Source organism: Rhizobium pantanalense, from assembly GCF_030182525.1.
Taxonomy (GTDB): Bacteria; Pseudomonadota; Alphaproteobacteria; order Rhizobiales; family Rhizobiaceae; genus Rhizobium.
The window spans coordinates 239,091-257,607 of sequence record NZ_JAQJCH010000003.1; the positions used below are offsets into that span (position 1 = coordinate 239,091).

An 18,517-nucleotide genomic window follows, 5' to 3' on the forward strand; every position below is an offset into this window, starting at 1 on the left:
CCAAGGTTGACGAAGCGTGACGGCAATCAACGCAGAAATCGGCAGTTTTAGGGCCTTGCCGGCTCAAGTGCCCGCCTGAGCTCGTTCAAACTATATAAGATATTTCGCGACTGGGCGCCGATCTGCGTCACCATTTCGCGCTCGCATTCCCAATAACCGGCCTTGGCAATCTTCGAGCAGATATCGGAAATACGGCTGCAAGACAGCGTGATATCGAGCAGGCCCCGATCGGATTCACAGTCCGGGGCTTCGCCCTCGCCGCAGATCTTGCCGCGCGCGGCGATCGGAGAGAAGCGCTCACCCAGAGTGCGGACTTCGGCGAGAAGAACTTCGAGATACATCATATTGCCCTTGGAATATCGCCTGCGGTCAACTGGTCTTGGTAAGCGTTTTCTTCAGTTCATAGAGCACATCCAGAGCGGCTCGCGGCGTCAGATCGTCAAGATCGAGGGTCTTCAGCCGTTCCTCGACCTTGGACGGCTCGCGCCGGCCACCGGCCTCCTCCCGGCGGACGGCCACCTGGAAGAGAGGCAGGTCATCGATGAGCTGGCTTGCCGGATTCTTGCGATCGGCATCTTCGAGCCGCGTCAGGACGTCACGGGCGCGCGCCACCACGGAAGCCGGCAGGCCGGCGAGACGTGCCACTTGAATGCCGTAGGAGCGATCGGCGGCTCCCGGTCCGACCTCATGCAGGAAGATGACGTCGCCATCCCATTCCTTGACGCGCATGGTGGCATTGGAAAGCCGCCCGAGCTTCTCCGAGAGCACGGTCAGCTCGTGGAAATGGGTGGCGAAAAGGCCGCGGCATCGGTTGGCTTCATGCAGATGCTCGACGGCTGCCCAGGCGATGGAAAGACCGTCAAAGGTTGCAGTGCCGCGACCGATCTCGTCGAGGATCACAAGCGAACGTTCCGTCGCCTGGTTGAGGATCGCCGCCGTCTCGACCATCTCGACCATGAAGGTCGAGCGGCCACGGGCCAGATCGTCGGAAGCGCCGACGCGCGAGAAGAGGCGGTCGACGATGCCGATATGGGCCGAAGCGGCGGGCACGAAGGAACCCATTTGCGCGAGAATGGCGATCAAAGCATTCTGACGTAGGAAGGTCGATTTACCGCCCATATTCGGGCCGGTCAGCAGCCAGATGGCGCCATCCTTGCCGTCGGCTTTCGGCGAAAGATCGCAATTGTTGGCGACGAAAGGTCCGCCGGCCTGACGGCGAAGCGCCTGCTCAACGACCGGGTGACGGCCGCCTTCGATAGCAAACATCCGGCTGCCATCGACGACGGGCCGGCAATAGGCCTGCTCCTCGGCAAGCAGCGCAAGCCCGGCTGCGACATCGATCACCGACAGCGCGCGGGCACCGGTCTTGATGGCCTCGGCAGCGGCCACCACGGCGGTAACCATGCGATCGAAGGCTTCGAGTTCGATAGCCAGCGCCTTGTCCGCAGCATTGGCGATGCGGCTTTCAAGATCGGCAAGTTCTGTTGTGGTGAAGCGCATGGCATTCGCCATGGTCTGGCGATGAATGAAGCGCGCCTTGGCCTCGCTGGTGTCCGTCATCGGGCCGGCATTTCCGGCCGTGACCTCGATAAAATAGCCGAGCACATTATTGTGCTTGATCTTCAGAGACTTGATGCCGGTCTCTTCGGCGTATTGCAGCTGCAGGCCGGCTATGACGCGGCGCGACTGGTCGCGCAATGCCCGCACTTCGTCCAGCTCGGCATTCGCCCCCTCCCTCAGGAAATCGCCGTCCCGTTTCAGCAGGGGCAGCTCTTCGGCAAGCATCGCAGCCAGCATCGCCTCAAGATCGGCTGGCAAAGCTTTCAGCCCGGCCAATGCAGCGGCAAGCTCCTCCGGCAGCAAGGCGCCACCGAGAAGTCGGGCAAGATCGGCGGCAGCGGCCAACCCCTGCCGAATCGCCCAGAGATCGCGCGGGCCGCCACGATCGAGCGCAAGGCGCGATAGGGCACGCGGCATGTCGGGCACATGCTTCAACGCCGAACGCAGATCGCTGCAGAGCGACGGCTCCTCGGTCAGGAAACCGATCGAATCCAGGCGTTCATTGATGCGGGCAGGATCGGTCAGCGGCGACATCAGCCGCTCGGCGAGAAGGCGGGCACCGCCACCGGTCACGGTGCGGTCGATCGCCTTCAATAGCGAGCCGTTGCGGTCGCCGGAAAGCGTGCGAACCAGTTCCAGATTGGCACGCGTGGCGGGATCGATGAAAAGTGTGGAAGCGCCGCTTTCGCGCTCCGGCAGCCCCAGCGGAGGCCGCTCGGCAAGCTGGGTCTTTTCGACATAGGCTATGGCAGCGGCAGCGGCAGCAAGCTCCGCCCGGCTAAACGTGCCGAAACCATCGAGCGTCGACACCCCGAAGTAACGGGTAATCCGCCCTTCAGCGCTGGCGCTGTCGAAGAGCACCGCCGGCTGCGGAACAGCGGTCCGGCCAAGGATATCGAAAACCGGCTTCAGCTCCGGATCATGAAACATCGTATCCGGCAGGATCAGTTCTCTCGGATCGATGCGCAGGATATCGGCGAGCAGCCGCGACGTCTCCGTTTCTGCAAGACGGAAGACGCCTGTCGAAATATCGATCCAGGCAAGCGCCAACTGCGGCTCGGCGCCACCGCGAATGCGGGTGAGCGCCATGAGATAATTGGATTCCGAGGGCGAAAGCAGCTTTTCCTCGGTGATCGTGCCCGGCGTCACCAGACGCACGACATCGCGCCGTACTACCGATTTGCCGCCGCGCTTCTTGGCTTCGGCCGGATCTTCCACCTGCTCGCAGACGGCGACACGGAAGCCGAGACCGATCAGCTTCTGCAGATAATCGTCGGCAGCGTGAACCGGCACACCGCACATCGGGATGTCCTGCCCCATATGCTGGCCGCGCTTCGTCAGCGTGATACCGAGCGCACGCGATGCATCGATGGCGTCTTCGAAGAACAGTTCGTAGAAGTCGCCCATGCGATAGAACAGCAGCGAACCGGGATTGTTCGCCTTGATCTCGATATATTGCTCCATCATCGGAGTGGCCGAGGCGCGGCTTTCCTCCGAGGCAAGCTCGGCGGCCGAGAAAGCATCGATGCTGGCGTTAATACGTTCGTTCACAGAGGTGCAGTTTTTCCAAAAAAATGAGGTGCCACCCTATCCGCGCGCCGCTATAGAAGACAACAGCTATCGGACAAGAGGGACCGGTCGCCCACAGGAGGTTTGGAGGAACAATGGCTGACAGCAAGAGCAAGTCGCGTCCGGGAACGGGGATCACCGATCAGGAAGCACTGGACTTCCACAAGAACGGGCGCCCCGGCAAGCTTGAGATCAATCCGACCAAGCCGATGGCGACACAACGCGATCTTTCCCTTGCCTATTCGCCCGGTGTCGCTGTCCCTGTGAAGGCGATCGCCGCCGATCCGGCCACCGCCTACGACTATACGTCGCGCGGCAACATGGTCGCCGTCATTTCGAACGGCACAGCCATTCTCGGCCTCGGCAATCTCGGCGCACTCGCCTCCAAGCCGGTCATGGAAGGCAAATCGGTGCTGTTCAAGCGCTTCGCCGACGTCGATTCGATCGATCTCGAGATCGACACCGAGAATGTCGACGAATTCATCAATTGCGTGCGCTATCTCGGCCCCTCCTTCGGCGGCATCAATCTGGAAGATATCAAGGCACCCGACTGCTTCATCATCGAACAGCGCCTGCGCGAGCTCATGGATATCCCCGTATTCCACGACGACCAGCACGGCACCGCCATCATCGCCGCTGCCGGCCTCATCAACGCGCTCGAACTCACCGGCCGCGACCTGAAGACCACCAAGCTCGTCTGCAACGGCGCGGGTGCTGCCGCCATCGCCTGCATCGAGCTGATCAAGTCGATGGGCTTCGCCCCGGAAAACATCGTCCTTTGCGACACCAAGGGCGTGATCTACCAGGGTCGCAGCGAAGGCATGAACCAGTGGAAGTCAGCACACGCCGTCAAGACCGACAAGCGCACGCTGGCGGAAGCGATGAAGGGCGCCGACGTCGTGTTCGGCCTCTCGCAGAAGGGCGCCTTTTCCGAGGATATGATCCGCTCCATGGCCGACCGGCCGATCATTTTCGCCATGGCCAATCCCGATCCGGAAATCACGCCGGAAGAAGTCGCCCGCATCCGCGACGACGCCATCATGGCGACGGGACGCTCGGACTATCCGAACCAGGTCAACAACGTCCTCGGTTTTCCCTATATCTTCCGCGGCGCCCTCGATGTGCGCGCCACGACCATCAATGACGAGATGAAGATCGCCGCCGTCAATGCCCTGGCGAGCCTGGCGCGCGAAGACGTGCCTGACGATGTCGTAGCAGCCTATCAGGGCGCGCGGCCGCGCTTCGGCGCGCAATATATCATTCCAGTACCGTTCGACCCGCGCCTGATCTCTGCAATCCCGGTGGCGGTCGCCAAGGCTGCGATCGAAAGCGGCGTCGCCCGTCGCGACATGCCCGATATGGCCGCCTATGCGCGCGAACTCTCGGCCCGGCGTGATCCGATCGCCTCGACGCTCGCGCAGCTCTACGAGCGTGTCCGCCGGCATCAGAAGCGCATCGTCTTTGCCGAGGCGGAAGAGGAGCAGGTCATGCGCGCCGCCCTCTCCTATGCCAACCAGGGACTCGGCACGGCGATCCTGCTCGGCCGCGAGGATCTGATCGAGGCCACCGCCGAACGCGCCGGCATCGATCTCAACCGCCCCGGCCTCGAAATCGTCAACGCGCGCATTTCCAAGCGTGGCGACGCCTATATCGACTATCTCTATGCCCGGCTGCAGCGCCAGGGCTACCTGCATCGTGACGTCACCCGTCTGATCCACAATGACCGCAATCACTTTGCCGCCTGCATGGTCGCACTGGGCGACGCCGACGGCATGGTGACGGGCGTGACGCGCAACTATTCGACTGCGCTCGGCGATGTGCGCCGCTGCATCGACGCCAAACCAGGACACCGAGTCATCGGCATATCGATCGTGCTCGCTCGCGGCCGAACCGTCTTCGTCGCCGATACCGCCGTGCATGACATGCCGACCTCCGAAGAACTGGCCGATATCGCCGAGGAAGCTGCCGGCTTCGCACGGCGCATGGGCTATGAGCCGCGCGTCGCCATGCTTGCTTATTCCACCTTCGGCCATCCCCCGGGCGAACGTTCCGAGCGGGTGCGTGAGGCGGTGAATATTCTTGACAAACGCTACGTCAATTTCGAATTCGATGGCGAAATGGCCGCCGACGTGGCGCTGGACCGCAAGCTCATGGAAAACCTCTATCCCTTCTCGCGGCTTTCCGGACCGGCAAACGTGCTTGTCATGCCCGCCTTCCACTCTGCGGCGATTTCCACCAAGATGCTGCAGGAACTCGGCGGCTCCACGGTGATCGGGCCGCTGCTCGTCGGCCTCGACAAGCCGGTGCAGATTACTTCCATGGGGGCTAAGGATTCCGACATCGTCAACATGGCCGCTATCGCGGCCTATGGTGCGGGGTCGTAGGCGCCACCTCATGAAACTGCGCCGGAGACCCAACAAAGGTGATGGGCTCCCGTATAAATTCGGTGTAAAATGCTTGAATGGGTGAAGCTCAGGTCTTGTTCGGAGTCCTGCGCCATTCAGCGCAGGCGGATATCGTCGATGCTATCGAGCGGCTCGTCCTTGAGGCACCCGACCGCAAGCTCAACCGTGTGAATGCACTGGCCTTCGCGGCCGCGCACGGTTTCGAGCAAGAACAGACCGTCAATGCCTTCTTGCACGCATCGCGCCTTGGCCTGTTCGAGATGTCGTGGAATGTTCTTTGCCCCGGCTGCGGCGGGGTATTGGATGCCAATACCTCGCTGAAAACCGTGCAAAGCGACACCTATAACTGCACGCTTTGCGCAGCCGGCTACGAGCCGACGCTCGACGAGATGGTGGAAGTCACCTTCACCGTCAGCCCACGCGTGCGCCACATAGAAGCGCACAACCCACACGACCTGCCGCCGCTCGAATATTTCCGCCAGATCTATTGGGGTTCCGGCATCGACCTTCCAGATGAAGGATATGAAGAGAAGGTCGATCAGTTCGTGTTGGAATCCCTGGAACTGCCGCCCGGCGAAAAAGCCGTGATATCGCTTCAATTGCCGGCGGAATTTACCATCATCTTCGAGCCTGTCACGCATGCGGCGCAATTTCTCGATGTGAAGGGAGAGCCGTCTAGGGAAAGGCAGACCCTCTCCATCGTTTTCGATCGCATGCACCGGCACAGCGAGGCCATAGAATTGAGACCCGGCCCGCTACGCATCCAGATGGAGAACCACACGGACCTTCGTGTGCTGCCATCGATCTGCGTGGCAAATGACGCCCTTCACACATTGCTGGGACAACGCCGGCCATTTCTGACCGCCAAGCACCTGCTTTCCAACCAGACCTTCCGCGACATCTATCGCACGGACACGATCGACATAGATCAGCGACTGAAGATCACCAGCCTCACCTTTCTGTTTACCGACCTGCGCGGTTCGACCGAATTATACGAAAGGGTCGGCGATCTCGCTGCCTTCGATCTGGTGAAGACGCATTTCGGCATCCTGCACGAGATCGTGGCGGCGGAGGCGGGTGCCGTCGTCAAGACGATCGGCGATGCGGTCATGGCAACGTTCCCTACGCCGGATCGGGCGCTCACCGCGGCGATGCGGATGCGCGAGGCCATGCTCAGCCTCAATAATGAGCGCGGCAATGACGATCTTCTTCTGAAAATCGGCATCCATGAGGGGCCGTGCATTGCGGTCAGCCTGAACGAACGGCAGGATTATTTCGGGCAGACGGTCAATATCGCATCCCGCGTCCAGCATCTCGCCACATCACGGGAGATCTTCGCCACCAGCTCGGTGCTCGACCATCCCCGCGCCGCCGAACTGATGACAAAACGCGGCCTCACCCCGCAATCGCATCATGTCGCGCTGCGCGGTATCACCGATGCAATCGATATTTTCGCGATTCCTTAATATTATCAGCTGGCGAAGCGACCGGCATCCGCGCCGTAATAATTCACGTAGCGGTCGGAAATGCTGGCGATCGGAAGGACGATCAGAACATCCGTTGTGTTGAAGGCATGATCGACGACAGCGGTCGAGCCGACCATGGCGCCGAGACGCAGATAGCCCTTGATCAAAGGCGGCAGCGACATCAGTGCCTTTTTCGGATTGATAGCCTCGACTGGCATCAGGTCCATGTTGCGGGCAAGCGACGGCAGTGCGCCGACTGCCCATTCGTCCTTGGCGAGGACATTATGGTAGAGGAAGGACAGGGCCAGAGCGTGCTGTTCCGGCAGGATGCCGGGGAAGGACGCGCAGCCGAACATGGCACCCATGCCATGCTTCAGCGCATAGGCCCAATTCCCCTGCCAGAGCAGTTCCACCGTGCGCTTGGTGCGATAATCCGGCAGCACGCAGGAGCGGCCGAGTTCCATGAAGCGCTTGTCGGGATGACGGGCAAGCAGCGCGTCGATGTCGAATTCCGACGAGGAATAGAAGCCGCCATTCGCTATGGCCACTTCCTGGCGCAGCAGGCGATAGGTGCCGACGATCTGGTCTTCCGGATCACCTTCAAGCGAACGGTCCAGCACCAGAAGATGGTCGCAAATGCTGTCCCAGCTGTCGACATCGCGCTGACGACGCATGGCGTCAGCCGGCAATTGCGCGTTCATCTCCTCGACGAAAACGCGGTAGCGTACGGCCTGAGCGGCATCGATTTCGCGCGCCGTGCGGGCAAGGCGCGTTTCGAGATTTCCGATGCGTCCGAGCACATCGCTGGCAACCGGCTCAACCGTTGCCTTTGAAGACTGAACCATTTCGCCCTGAGCTTCGCGATTCAAAATTTCGATGGACATGGCGATTCTCCCCCTGCGGGCCGATATAGCGCCATAAACCAAATTCGTGCGACAGGAAAGTGACACGCAGCTTGGCTAAATGCAAGAACCGTGCCCATTGCAAATTTCGAACAGGCGCACCGTCCCCAACTTAGCTGCCCACAAATGCCCCTGGTTGAGCCTTCTTTCCAGCTTCTATCGAACATTGATAAGCCGGCTTCTTGTTCCTCATCCGAAGATCGGCATTAATTTTCAGGCGCGTTCGAAAACCGATCTGGATAGGCCGTTCAGCACCGTCTTCAGCTTCTCTGGATCCACAGGTTTGACGATGACGGCATCGGCGCCAGCCAGCAGCGCCTGACGGCGGATTGAATCGCGGCTGTCTGCGGTCAATACAACGATCGGGAGCGCCGGCAGACCTTGCCTGCGTTCCTGGGCTCGCAACTGCGCAAGCACGGCCGCACCCGTGCCGCCCGGCATATTGAAATCCGTCACCAGCAGCTCCGGTCGCGTTTCGGCCTTTTCGATGCGGGCTCGAAGGCCGTCGAAATCCTCGACGAGGCGAACCCTGTGGCCGGCCTTGGACAGCATGGCCCGAACCAGCATCGCATTGACCGGGTCATCCTCGCCGAGCAGGATATCGAGCGCACGGTCCTCCTCCGCCTCCGGCGTCGTTATGCCGATCTCGGAGACGGCTTCGATCAAGGCTTCGCGTCTTTCCATGCCGCGCATGCGGCCTCTCAGCACATCGATCAGCGACTGCTCGCGCAGCGGACGGATGAGCCAGGCGTCGAAGAGATCGAGGGGATGAGTGTTGCGCTCCTCGGGATTGACGAGGAAGATCTTGCGCAGCCGGGGCACCGCAAGCGCATTTCCCTCGCTGAAATACCAGGGCGCCATGCGATGGTCGACGATGAGATCCGTCCATACCCCACCCTCGCCCATCGGGAAGGATGACAGCAGATCGTCCATATCACTCGGGCCGATCAGCCTGCAGCGGCCGCCGAGCGTCTGTATGGTCCGCATGATGGCCGTACTTGCGGCGCCTTCGGGGGCAAGCAGCAGGATACGGGAGCCCCGGAGCATGGTATTGCGCCGGTCATTTCCATTCTCTCCTGCAACGAGGCCGACCGGGAAGGAAATGACGAACTCGCTGCCCTTGCCGCGCTCACTCGCAACGCTGAGCCCGCCGCCGAATTCGCGCAGGATGCGGGCGGAGATGGCAAGGCCAAGGCCGGTGCCGGCGCTTCTTTCCACTGTGGTACCGGCCTGCTCGAACTCACCGAAGACGCGGGCCTGCTCCTCCTCGGTCATGCCCGGACCGCTATCGCGCACCGAGATCGTCAAATCCCGGCCATGGAGATCGACGCTGACAAGAACGCCACCGGTCTGCGTGAACTTCACCGCGTTGCCGATAACATTAAACAGGATCTGACGCAGACGGGCGGGATCGAATTCCAAGGTCTCAGGAACATCGGCCGCAACACTTGCAGCTATTTCTATGCCCTTTTCGTGAGCTCGGTGGGCAAGCATCTCGATGACGCCTTCCAGCAACGGCCGCAAAGTCTCCTGGCGTGGATGCAACTGGAAGCGACCGACTTCGATCGTGGAGAAATCCAAGAGATCTTCAACCAACTGCACCAGCGCGTGGCCCGACTGGCGAATGCCGGCGAGATAATTTGCCTGCTCCAGGGTCAGCGGGGTCTGTGCAAGGAGATGGTTCATACCGAGAATACCCGACAGCGGCGTGCGGATCTCGTGGCTGACGGTGGCGAGCAGGCGGGATTTGGCGGCGCTGTTATACTCGGCCTTCAGTCTGGCGTCTTCGCGCAGGCGCGCAGCCTGGCGCTCCTCCGTCACATCGCGCGCGATGCTCTGTATGCATAATTGGCCGTTCGCCGCATCGCGGAACATGACATCGTGCCAGGCGAAGATGCGCAGCCCCTCAGGGGTTGCGATTTCCGCATCCTGATGCTTCGCGCCGGTGACGGTACGGAATACGAGGCCGGTCTCCTCCAGCGTCAGACCCTCTGGATGCGGCCGGCCGGTCAATCTGCAGAACGTGGCGCTGGCGTAGAGAATCCGCCGGTCGATGCTTCGTGTGACGGTGATATCGCCGAGCGCATCATGGATGGTGGCAAGGAGATTAGCGCTTTCCCTGTGCTCCCACAGGCGATCATGCTCGCTTTCGCTGACATCGGCAGCGGCAATCTCGGACTTGCCCGCAGCGCCTCGGGCTTTGATGATGCGGACGGCGGCAAGCGCAAGGGCCGCAAGGCCAAACAAGCCCAAGAGCAGCAGCGGACCTCCGGTAAAGCCAATCACCAGAAAGGCTGCCCCAGCGACAAGGCCGCCGCCATTCAGCCAATGGCCTAGCAGCGACCGGGCCTGCGCTGGCAGCGGCGATTGCCGGCCTGCCTCATGCGGTACGGGCGATTTTGCAAGCGACGACTCGTCAGCGGCCGGTACTTCGCTCGGTCCCGTTTGGTTGTGAACTGCCGTGGCGGCAAGCTTTTCCTGCAGATCTGCCAGAGTGCTCATGCAGTCTGCCTATCATGGGCACCGTTCCCGATGCCTTCAGGGATTCGCTAGAATTTTACACTTTTGGCTTTTTCGGCATGAGAAGCTCGTCGAGAATGACGCAGCCTGCCCCTACGGTAATGAAACTGTCAGCAAGGTTGAAAACGGCGAAAGACCATGTCTGCGTATGGAAGAGGATGTAATCGATCACGTGGCCGTAGAGAAAACGGTCGAGCAGGTTGCCCAGAGCGCCCGCGATGATCAGGGCAAAGCCCGTATGCGCCAACCAGCGGTGATCGGGCGTGCGCCGCCAGAGCCACAGCACGAAGGCAACGATGACGAGGCGCATCCCGACGATGAACCAGCCGTCCATGCCCGAGAGCATCGAGAAGGCCACGCCGAGATTATAGGTGCGATAGAGCGCCAGCATCGGAATCACCGGCACCATCTCCTGCAACGGCAGCCAATTGTCGACCATGATCTTGATGGCCTGGTCGAGGATAACCGCAACGACGATAAAGATCAGGATCGGCAGGGGCCGTGAAAACAGGGCCGGCTTTACAGTCGGCTGTTCGTGGGTCTCGCTATCGGTCATCGGGTCTCGCTCAAGGTCAGGATATGGCGGCGGGCTTCGAACAGCATGACTGCCGTCGCGACCGCCAGGTTGAGACTGTCGGCGCGACCAGCTTGCGGGATGCGGGCGAGCGCATCGGCCTCTTTTGCCAGGGTATCCGGCAAGCCGGACTGCTCGTTGCCCATCAGGATGACGACGGGCTTCTTCTTGTAATCGATGGTGCGATAGTCGACCGCGCCAGCCAGGTGGGTAGCGACAACGGAAACCTCAGCCTTCTTCTTCCAAGCCAGAAACTCTTCCGGCGTCGCCTTGACGACAGGAACCGCGAAGACCGAACCCATGGTGGCACGCACGGTTTCCAGCGAAAACGGATCGGTCGTCTCACCAACAAGGATGACGCCGGAAGCGCCGGCCGCATCGGCGGTGCGGATGATGGTGCCGAGATTGCCTGGATCGCGCACGCGGTCGAGCGCCACCCAGGTCTCGCCCGCCTTCGGCCTGATATCGCGAAGCTGCTGCCAGCGCTGCTCAAAGACGCCGACCACCATCTGCGGATTGTCGCGGCGGGTGATCGAGCCGATGACCTTTTCGCTGACCTCGAGTACGAGACCGCCGGCCGCAACGGTCTTGGCGGCGACCTGTTCGACGAGAGGCTTGCCCTTGGCGGCCTTGGCATAAACAAGCGTGCGGATCGTCCAGCCGAGCTCGAGCGCGTCGATGACGAGCTTCAGGCCTTCGGCGAGGAAGGCGCCGCTTTCCTCACGGGACTTCTTGACCGTCAGCGCTTTGATGTCCTTGACGATCGGATTGGCAAGAGAGGTAACCTCCTTGACCTGTCCGACCTTGCGCGGGCCGTCACTACGGAAATCCTGGTTCATTTCGGCACCCAGCGGCTGAAGAGAGAGGTAGAAAGCGCCCTGCCCGGCGTGCGGCCATCGAGGCCGGCTTCGCGGATCACGAGCTCGCCGGATTCAACGACACCGCCGGCGCCGCGCATGGTCTCGCGCATCAGCTCATGGATCGAGTAGAAGCTGGCGCGGATCGAATAGGCCGTCAGCACGAGGCCGAGCGCCTTCGGCGACAGGATTTCGCGGCAGATATCGAGCATCAGCGGCAGGTGCTCGAACAGATGCCAGACCTCGCCATTCGGGCCGCGGCCAAACTTCGGCGGGTCGGTAAGGATGATATCGTATTTATTGCCGCGCCGCTCCTCGCGCAGGATGAACTTCATCGCATCCTCGCAGATCCAGCGGATCGGCAGCTTCTCCATCCGGCCCAAGGCCTGGTTTTCCCGCGCCCAGCCGATCGCCTTCTTGGAGGCGTCGACGTGGGTCACTTCTGCGCCGGCAGCGGCTGCCACCAACGACGCCACGCCGGTATAGCCGAAGAGGTTCAGGACCTTCAGCGGCCGTTTCGCTGCCTCGACCTGCTCCTTCATCCATGCCCAGTGCACGATCTGCTCCGGAAAGACGCCGACATGGCGGAAGGCGGTAAAGCGGCCGAGGAAATCGACGCCGAGCAATTGCAGCGGCCAGGTCTCGCCGAGCGCCTCGCGCGGAAAACGCCAGCGGCCCATGCCGTCCTCATCCGTATCGCCGGTGAAGATCGCATCGGCATTGTCCCATATATGGGCGGCAAGCGACGGCGGCCAGAGCGCCTGCGCCTCGGGCCGGACGATACGATAGGGTCCGTACTGCTCGAGCTTGAGGCCATTACCGCTGTCGATCAGGTGGAAATCGCCGGCACCGAGCGACTCGAGGATCACGGGCACGCGCTCCTGCGGACGCTCACCGGTTCGGGCGATCAGCGGACGTTCGGGCGCGGCGGCGGCAGGTGCTGCAGCACGCGGCTCGGCAACACGCTCGCCATGATCCCGCGAAGGCTTGGCTGGCCTCGAATCATGCGCGGGCTTTGCCGGCGGCTTGCCGGGCATATCATGCCGGGGTTTTGCCCCAAGGCCGCCCGCGCTTTTCTGGCCGGGCCGGCTTTCCCTATGTTTCACCATGCTTGTCTCAAAATTGATATGTGCGTGCAAATAGCATCTGGCCGCCACTTGGCAAAGCGCTTTCCGATCTGCGATGATCCATGCACAAAATGTCACATTGGGAGGATTGCGCATGGACATGACCGGCGAGGAGCGGATCGCAGCACCCAGGGACGCCGTATGGGCGGCACTGAACGATCCGGAGATCCTCAAGCAATGTATCCCAGGATGCCAGAGCCTGGAAAAGATCTCGCCGACGGAACTGACTGCGACGGTAAAGCTGAAGATCGGCCCTGTTTCCGCCTCCTTCAATGGCGAGGTTAAGCTTTCCAACATCAACGCACCGGAAAGCTACACGATATCAGGCGAAGGAAAGGGCGGAATCGCCGGTTTCGCCAAGGGCGGCGCCGACGTCGTGCTCAAGGAAGACGGCGACGAGACCATCCTGCAATATGAGGCAAAGGCGCAGGTCGGCGGCAAGATCGCGCAGCTCGGCTCGCGGCTGGTCGATTCGAGCGCCAAGAAGCTGGCGCAACAGTTTTTTTCCGATTTCACCGCGGCGATCAACGGTCAGTCCGGCGCCTGATTGCCGAGCGCATATTTGGCGCCCATATAGTCGATCATGACATCGAAATTTCAGACATGGGCCATCCGGCCCGCACGCGAACAGGATATGCGGACGCTCGCGGAGATTTACCTCCAGGTCCGCCGCGAGACATTCCGCTGGGTCGACCCCTTTACACTGGAAGACTTCGCCATTCATACCAATGGCGAACGCCTGTTCGTCTGCGAGGACGGGCATGGTGTAATTGCCGGCTTTGCTGCGGTCTGGGAGCCGGATGACTTCATCCATATGCTTTATGTTCTGCCGGCCTTCCAGGGCCGCGGCGTCGGCAAGACACTGCTTAGCGGCCTGCCGGATTGGCCTCGGCGCCGCTACCGGCTGAAATGCCTGGTCAAAAACATCCGCGCCATGGCCTTCTATAGGAGGCTCGGCTTCGAGATCATCGGCGACGGCGCCTCGCCGGAGGGCGACTATAAAGAGATGCGGCTCGCCGACTTAACCTCACTTTGACGGCAGCTGCCCGGCAATTTCTTCGGCGCGCGTGCGATGCTTATCGGCTTCGGCCTGCCAGCGCACCGCTTCCCGCGATTGATTGCGGGCACGTTTGCGATGCTTTCCCTGATTGAACCAGGTGGCTGCAGCCCCGACGATCATACCGAGGATCAACGCAACAAACAGCAAAACGAACAGGGGCGCATTCAGCGACAGCACCTGATCTTCCGGTCGGAACGGATTGAGGGCCAATGTCACGGATTGCCTGTTGGCGACGCAAAATATGATGAGGATGATGCCGAGCGGCAGCAATATCAGCAGATTGACGATCTTCTTGGCCATTGCGCAGCTCCTTTGTCCGCGGCCATGGATGCCCCGCACCCACGCCGCCTTCAGCCGCAGAATAGAAAAGAGGCGGCTGAATTCAAGTGCCACTGCGTCGCGGCACAATCATGTCCGACACCTATTTCCGTCGGCGCATTTGGGAAACTCGGCCGGAACGGCCCGATCAGTTGTCGTCTTCTTCGTCGTCGCCGGCGCCCGGATTCAGGCGCTCGCGCAATTCCTTGCCCGTCTTGAAGAAGGGAACCCATTTTTCTTCGACGAAGACCGTATCGCCGGTGCGCGGGTTGCGACCGGAGCGTGAAGGCCGGTTCTTGACGGAAAAAGCACCGAAGCCGCGAAGCTCAACCCGGTTTCCCGCTGCGAGCGCATCGGTGATCTCATCCAAGACAGCATTGACGATATTTTCGACGTCGCGGTGATAGAGATGCGGGTTGCGGGCGGCAACAATCTGCACCAGTTCCGACTTGATCACAGCTATCCCCTTAAATCATTGATTTATCAATTGGCTGCACCCTGCCAAACAGAAAGCAGGCCGTCAAGAAACAACTTATCGGTCATGATTTTCTGGAGACTCTCTCCTTTAATAAAATCATCATAACCGAGACGATTTAGCAACCAGGAAGCGGCCCCCGGCCAAAAGAAGGATGAAGTTTTGTCTTCCCGCTTCCAATCGACGATCGGCAGGTCCTTCTTGACCTTACGCGTTTCGAGATAGGCGAGGATTTCGTCCTCGCCGCCGAGTGTGTCGATCAGCTTGTTCTGAAGCGCTTGGCGGCCGGTGAATATGCTACCGTCGGCAAGCTTCAGCACTTCGTCGCGCGACAGCTTGCGGCGATCCGCCACCAGATCGACGAACCAGCCATAGCTGTCCATGACCATGTTGCGGATCATGTTCTTGGCGTCTTCGCTTGCGGGATGGAACGGTGAGGGTTCGGCCTTCAACGGCGCCGACTTGATCTCGTCGAGCGAAACGCCGACCTTGTTGAGCAGGTCCTTGACCTGCGGATACTGGAAGATGACGCCGATCGACCCGGTGATGGACGTATCGCCCGCAACGATATCGTCGCCGGCTGTCGCGATCATGTAGCCGGCCGAGGCAGCGACGGTGCGGATATCCGATACGACCGGCTTCTTGGCGGCGACAGCGCGGATCGCCTTGAAGATGCGCTCGCCGCCATAAGTCGTTCCACCCGTCGACGAGATCGAAACGATCAGCGCTTTGACCTGGTCGTTGTCGCGGATCTTCTTCAGCCGCTCCAGCAGCTCCGTATCATCCTGAATAAGCCCGGAGATCGTGACGCGGGCGATTTGCGGACCGCGCGTATCCGGCAGGTCGGCCGAAACAAAGCGATAAAGCGCAAAACCCAGTGCCACCAGGAGCAAAACGGCAACAATGCGCCAGAAACCGAGCTTGCGGCGCAATTGTCGCCGATCCGCGATTGCAGAACTGTCCATCACGCCTTATTTCTCCCTGCAACAAATTGAAAGCGCCACAAACTGGATGTATGACACCTTGAAACGGGCACAATCCTCAGAGAAAAGCGTTTCCCGTTTTCGATGTCGTCGACGGTACGCCGCTCTGCTGGTTCATGAGATAGGACATCGCCCGACCTGATGAAACCGGCTTGTGGTATATTTTTCTGCTAAAATTCGCCCACAGCAGGAAAAAATCCATATTGGCAAGCCAGTGCAATAATGCGAAACGATCCGATAGGCTTTTTGGCACAGCCTCGCATAGCGTGAATGCGGTTCTCCGGATCATAAAAGACGGACCTGTTGCATGCTCAACACGATCGAGTCCCCCGGCGAGACAATACGCTCGGTGCCGGAACGGAACGCGTATAAAGACGCGATTTTCCACTCTAACCGCGTAAAGCGGCTCAGGGTGCTACTGCCGCTTGCCGCCGTTATCATTTCGCTCCTCTTCATTGCGGTCTCCGTCATCCGCGCCTATCTGCCGGCAAACATCCAGATCGAGGGCGCCAAGATCGAGGATGGCAAGGTCGTCATGGAACGCCCCGCCATTGCCGGGCGCAACAAGGACGGTATCAACTACTCGCTGCTTGCCGAAAAAGCGCTTCAAGATATCAAGAATCCCAACATGATCACGCTCAAGACCATCAAGGCATCGATGCCGGTCAATACCGACGTGATCGCCCATGTTACGGCCGCGAGCGCGGATTTCGACCGCCAGGCCGATACACTGAAGCTGACGGAGCCCTTTACCATCCTGATGGACAACGGACTGCACGCCGAATTCAAGACCGCCTTCCTGGATGTGAAGAAAGGTGACCTTTCCAGCCAAGACGAGGTTGCTATCACCCGCGGTGGCATGTCGGTTGTTGCGCGTTCGCTCAAGATGACGGATAAGGGAAGCGTAATCGAATTCGACGGGCAGGTTCGGATGAACATCGAACCTGCCGCTCTCCATAATTCAGATAGCCAACAGAAGCCGGGCGGTTCATGATAAAGTATTGGCCAAATTCATTTTTCAACTCTGGTCTGCGCAAGGCAGGTCTCCTTGCTACCTTCAGCGCGCTCACCATCTTCGCAGCCGCAGATGCAGGTGCGCAGTCGACGACCAGCTCGATGCCGGGCCTTGCTCTTTCCAGCGATCAGCCGATCCAGATCGAAAGCGACAAGCTGGAAATCCATGACCAGGAAAGCCAGGCCGTGTTCACCGGCAACGTCAAGGTTGTTCAGGGCACCACGACGATGCAGGCCGGCAAGATGACGGTCTTCTACAAGAAGAAGCAGCCGACGGATGCCAAGCAGGCCGACAATCCTGTCGCCAAGGCAGCCAAGGAGCAGAACCAGTCGCTGGTGTCGGGCGATGCCAACATCGACCATATTCTGGTCACCGACAAGGTTTACCTCGTTTCCGGCACGCAGACGGCGACGGCGGAGGACGGTTCCTTCGACATGGCCAGCCAGCTTGCGATCCTCAAAGGCAAGAAAGTGGTTCTGACGGACGGACCGAACGTTTTCACTGGCTGCCAACTCACCGTGCACATGGCGACGGGCGAAGCACAGCTGGATTCCTGCGGCGGCCGCGTTCAGATCCAGCTCGATCCGAAGTCGCAGCAAGTGCAGCAGCAACAAAAGAAAAATTGATACCGGCCCTCTCGTGACCACAACGACCACCTCCACCTTGCCCGGCGTCCCCGGGCCGTCTTCTGCGGCATCGGGCGCACCGGCCACGGATAAGGCACGCTATAAGGGGACGCTGATTGCCCGCGGCCTCACCAAGACCTACCGGACACGCCGCGTCGTCAATGGCGTTTCGCTGGTGGTGCGGCGCGGTGAAGCCGTCGGCCTGCTCGGGCCGAACGGCGCCGGCAAGACGACGTGTTTCTATATGATCACCGGACTGGTGCCGGTCGATGAGGGCACGATCGAGATCGACGGCAACAATGTCACCTCGATGCCGATGTATCGCCGTGCGCGGCTCGGTGTCGGCTACCTGCCGCAGGAAGCCTCGATCTTCCGCGGCCTGACCGTGGAAGAAAACATCCGCGCCGTGCTCGAAGTCCACGAAAGGGACAAGACGAAGCGGGAGCGCAAGATCGACGAATTGCTGGAGGAATTCCACATTCGCAATCTGCGCAGCGTGCCGGCGATCGCGCTTTCGGGCGGCGAGCGACGGCGCCTGGAAATCGCCCGCGCGCTGGCCACCGATCCCACCTTCATGCTGCTCGACGAACCTTTTGCCGGTGTCGACCCGATTTCAGTCGCCGACATTCAGAACCTCGTGCATCACCTGACGGCGCGCGGCATCGGCGTGTTGATCACGGACCACAATGTGCGCGAGACACTCGGCCTGATCGACCGCGCCTATATCATCCATGCGGGTGAAGTCCTGACCCATGGTAGGGCGAACGACATCGTCAGCAATCCTGAAGTACGCAAGCTGTATCTGGGTGACAATTTCAGCCTCTGATAGGCTGAAATTCCGTCCTCCCATCCGCCAATATTAGCGAATGCTACCGCGCGCCGGAAATTTACTTCGGCTTCACAGTTCCGCTTGACCAAATCCAATAAAAAAGCAATTTTTGGGCCAGTTGGAATTTCGCGAGAATTTTAGTGAAAAGAGGCGCGGATTCCCGAGGAGTTCAAGGGGAGTCCCGCGTCCGCCATGGCACTATCGGCCAATCTTTTCCTGCGCCAAAGCCAG

Annotated in this window: 17 protein-coding genes; 7 read left to right on the forward strand and 10 right to left on the reverse strand. The window is 60.4% G+C overall.

Going from position 1 to position 18,517, the window contains the following annotated elements; genetic code table 11:
- Positions 1 to 47: 47 nt before the first annotated feature.
- Both PH558_RS10580 and mutS read right to left on the reverse strand, forming a co-directional pair.
- Positions 48 to 341, reverse strand: a complete 294-nt coding sequence (locus PH558_RS10580) for a hypothetical protein (protein WP_113406766.1) — start codon at positions 339 to 341, stop codon at positions 48 to 50.
- A 28-nt stretch (positions 342 to 369) separates the two neighbouring features.
- Positions 370 to 3,027: a DNA mismatch repair protein MutS gene (gene mutS / locus PH558_RS10585; RefSeq protein ID WP_483314141.1), complete on the reverse strand. Its 2,658-nt coding sequence runs from the start codon at positions 3,025 to 3,027 to the stop codon at positions 370 to 372.
- A gap of 197 nt (positions 3,028 to 3,224) precedes the next feature.
- Between mutS and PH558_RS10590 the strand changes: the two genes are divergently transcribed.
- Together PH558_RS10590 and PH558_RS10595 are read left to right on the forward strand one after the other, a co-directional pair.
- On the forward strand, positions 3,225 to 5,513 hold the full coding sequence (locus PH558_RS10590) for an NADP-dependent malic enzyme (RefSeq protein WP_285204074.1): 2,289 nt from the start codon (positions 3,225 to 3,227) through the stop codon (positions 5,511 to 5,513).
- 77 nt (positions 5,514 to 5,590) lie between these two features.
- Complete coding sequence (locus PH558_RS10595; protein ID WP_285204075.1) at positions 5,591 to 7,000, forward strand: adenylate/guanylate cyclase domain-containing protein; 1,410 nt, start codon at positions 5,591 to 5,593, stop codon at positions 6,998 to 7,000.
- 5 nt (positions 7,001 to 7,005) lie between these two features.
- Here the strand turns inward: PH558_RS10595 and olsB are convergent, their stop codons facing one another.
- From olsB to PH558_RS10620, 5 genes are all read right to left on the reverse strand, one after another.
- The gene (olsB, locus tag PH558_RS10600; RefSeq protein WP_285204076.1) at positions 7,006 to 7,884 is read right to left on the reverse strand and encodes a l-ornithine N(alpha)-acyltransferase; all 879 of its coding nucleotides are present in this window, start codon (positions 7,882 to 7,884) and stop codon (positions 7,006 to 7,008) included.
- Positions 7,885 to 8,115: 231 nt separating this feature from the next.
- Complete coding sequence (locus PH558_RS10605; protein ID WP_285204078.1) at positions 8,116 to 10,404, reverse strand: PAS domain-containing hybrid sensor histidine kinase/response regulator; 2,289 nt, start codon at positions 10,402 to 10,404, stop codon at positions 8,116 to 8,118.
- A gap of 55 nt (positions 10,405 to 10,459) precedes the next feature.
- Positions 10,460 to 10,978, reverse strand: coding sequence for a signal peptidase II (gene lspA, locus PH558_RS10610; protein ID WP_285204079.1), 519 nt, complete (start codon positions 10,976 to 10,978; stop codon positions 10,460 to 10,462).
- Positions 10,975 to 11,835, reverse strand: coding sequence for a TrmH family RNA methyltransferase (locus tag PH558_RS10615; RefSeq protein WP_285204080.1), 861 nt, complete (start codon positions 11,833 to 11,835; stop codon positions 10,975 to 10,977). The genes lspA and PH558_RS10615 overlap by 4 nt, the downstream gene beginning before the upstream one ends.
- Positions 11,832 to 12,959, reverse strand: a complete 1,128-nt coding sequence (locus tag PH558_RS10620; protein WP_285204427.1) for a class I SAM-dependent methyltransferase — start codon at positions 12,957 to 12,959, stop codon at positions 11,832 to 11,834. Before PH558_RS10620 ends, PH558_RS10615 begins: the two co-directional genes overlap by 4 nt.
- A gap of 115 nt (positions 12,960 to 13,074) precedes the next feature.
- Between PH558_RS10620 and PH558_RS10625 the strand changes: the two genes are divergently transcribed.
- Both PH558_RS10625 and PH558_RS10630 read left to right on the forward strand, forming a co-directional pair.
- Entirely contained in the window at positions 13,075 to 13,527 is a 453-nt protein-coding gene (locus PH558_RS10625; protein WP_015338611.1) for an SRPBCC family protein, read from the forward strand.
- 36 nt (positions 13,528 to 13,563) lie between these two features.
- The gene (locus tag PH558_RS10630) at positions 13,564 to 14,016 is read left to right on the forward strand and encodes a GNAT family N-acetyltransferase (protein WP_285204081.1); all 453 of its coding nucleotides are present in this window, start codon (positions 13,564 to 13,566) and stop codon (positions 14,014 to 14,016) included.
- Here the strand turns inward: PH558_RS10630 and PH558_RS10635 are convergent.
- From PH558_RS10635 to sppA, 3 genes are all read right to left on the reverse strand, one after another.
- On the reverse strand, positions 14,008 to 14,340 hold the full coding sequence (locus PH558_RS10635) for a LapA family protein (protein ID WP_285204083.1): 333 nt from the start codon (positions 14,338 to 14,340) through the stop codon (positions 14,008 to 14,010). The two genes, PH558_RS10630 and PH558_RS10635, sit on opposite strands and share 9 nt — an antisense overlap.
- 166 nt (positions 14,341 to 14,506) lie before the next feature.
- Entirely contained in the window at positions 14,507 to 14,815 is a 309-nt protein-coding gene (locus PH558_RS10640; RefSeq protein WP_015338608.1) for an integration host factor subunit beta, read from the reverse strand.
- Between the two features lie 26 nt (positions 14,816 to 14,841).
- Complete coding sequence (sppA, locus tag PH558_RS10645) at positions 14,842 to 15,798, reverse strand: signal peptide peptidase SppA (protein WP_285204085.1); 957 nt, start codon at positions 15,796 to 15,798, stop codon at positions 14,842 to 14,844.
- A 325-nt stretch (positions 15,799 to 16,123) separates the two neighbouring features.
- Here sppA and lptC point away from each other — a divergent pair, with 325 nt between their 5' ends.
- Genes lptC through lptB form a run of 3 tightly spaced genes read left to right on the forward strand, consistent with a single transcriptional unit; the run spans position 16,124 to position 18,283 of the window.
- Complete coding sequence (gene lptC, locus PH558_RS10650; RefSeq protein WP_095433790.1) at positions 16,124 to 16,810, forward strand: LPS export ABC transporter periplasmic protein LptC; 687 nt, start codon at positions 16,124 to 16,126, stop codon at positions 16,808 to 16,810.
- Positions 16,807 to 17,457: an LptA/OstA family protein gene (locus PH558_RS10655; protein ID WP_095433789.1), complete on the forward strand. Its 651-nt coding sequence runs from the start codon at positions 16,807 to 16,809 to the stop codon at positions 17,455 to 17,457. Before lptC ends, PH558_RS10655 begins: the two co-directional genes overlap by 4 nt.
- Before the next feature lie 37 nt (positions 17,458 to 17,494).
- A complete protein-coding gene (gene lptB, locus PH558_RS10660) occupies positions 17,495 to 18,283 on the forward strand; it encodes an LPS export ABC transporter ATP-binding protein (protein WP_095436152.1) in 789 nt (262 codons plus the stop codon).
- Positions 18,284 to 18,517 lie beyond the last annotated feature (234 nt).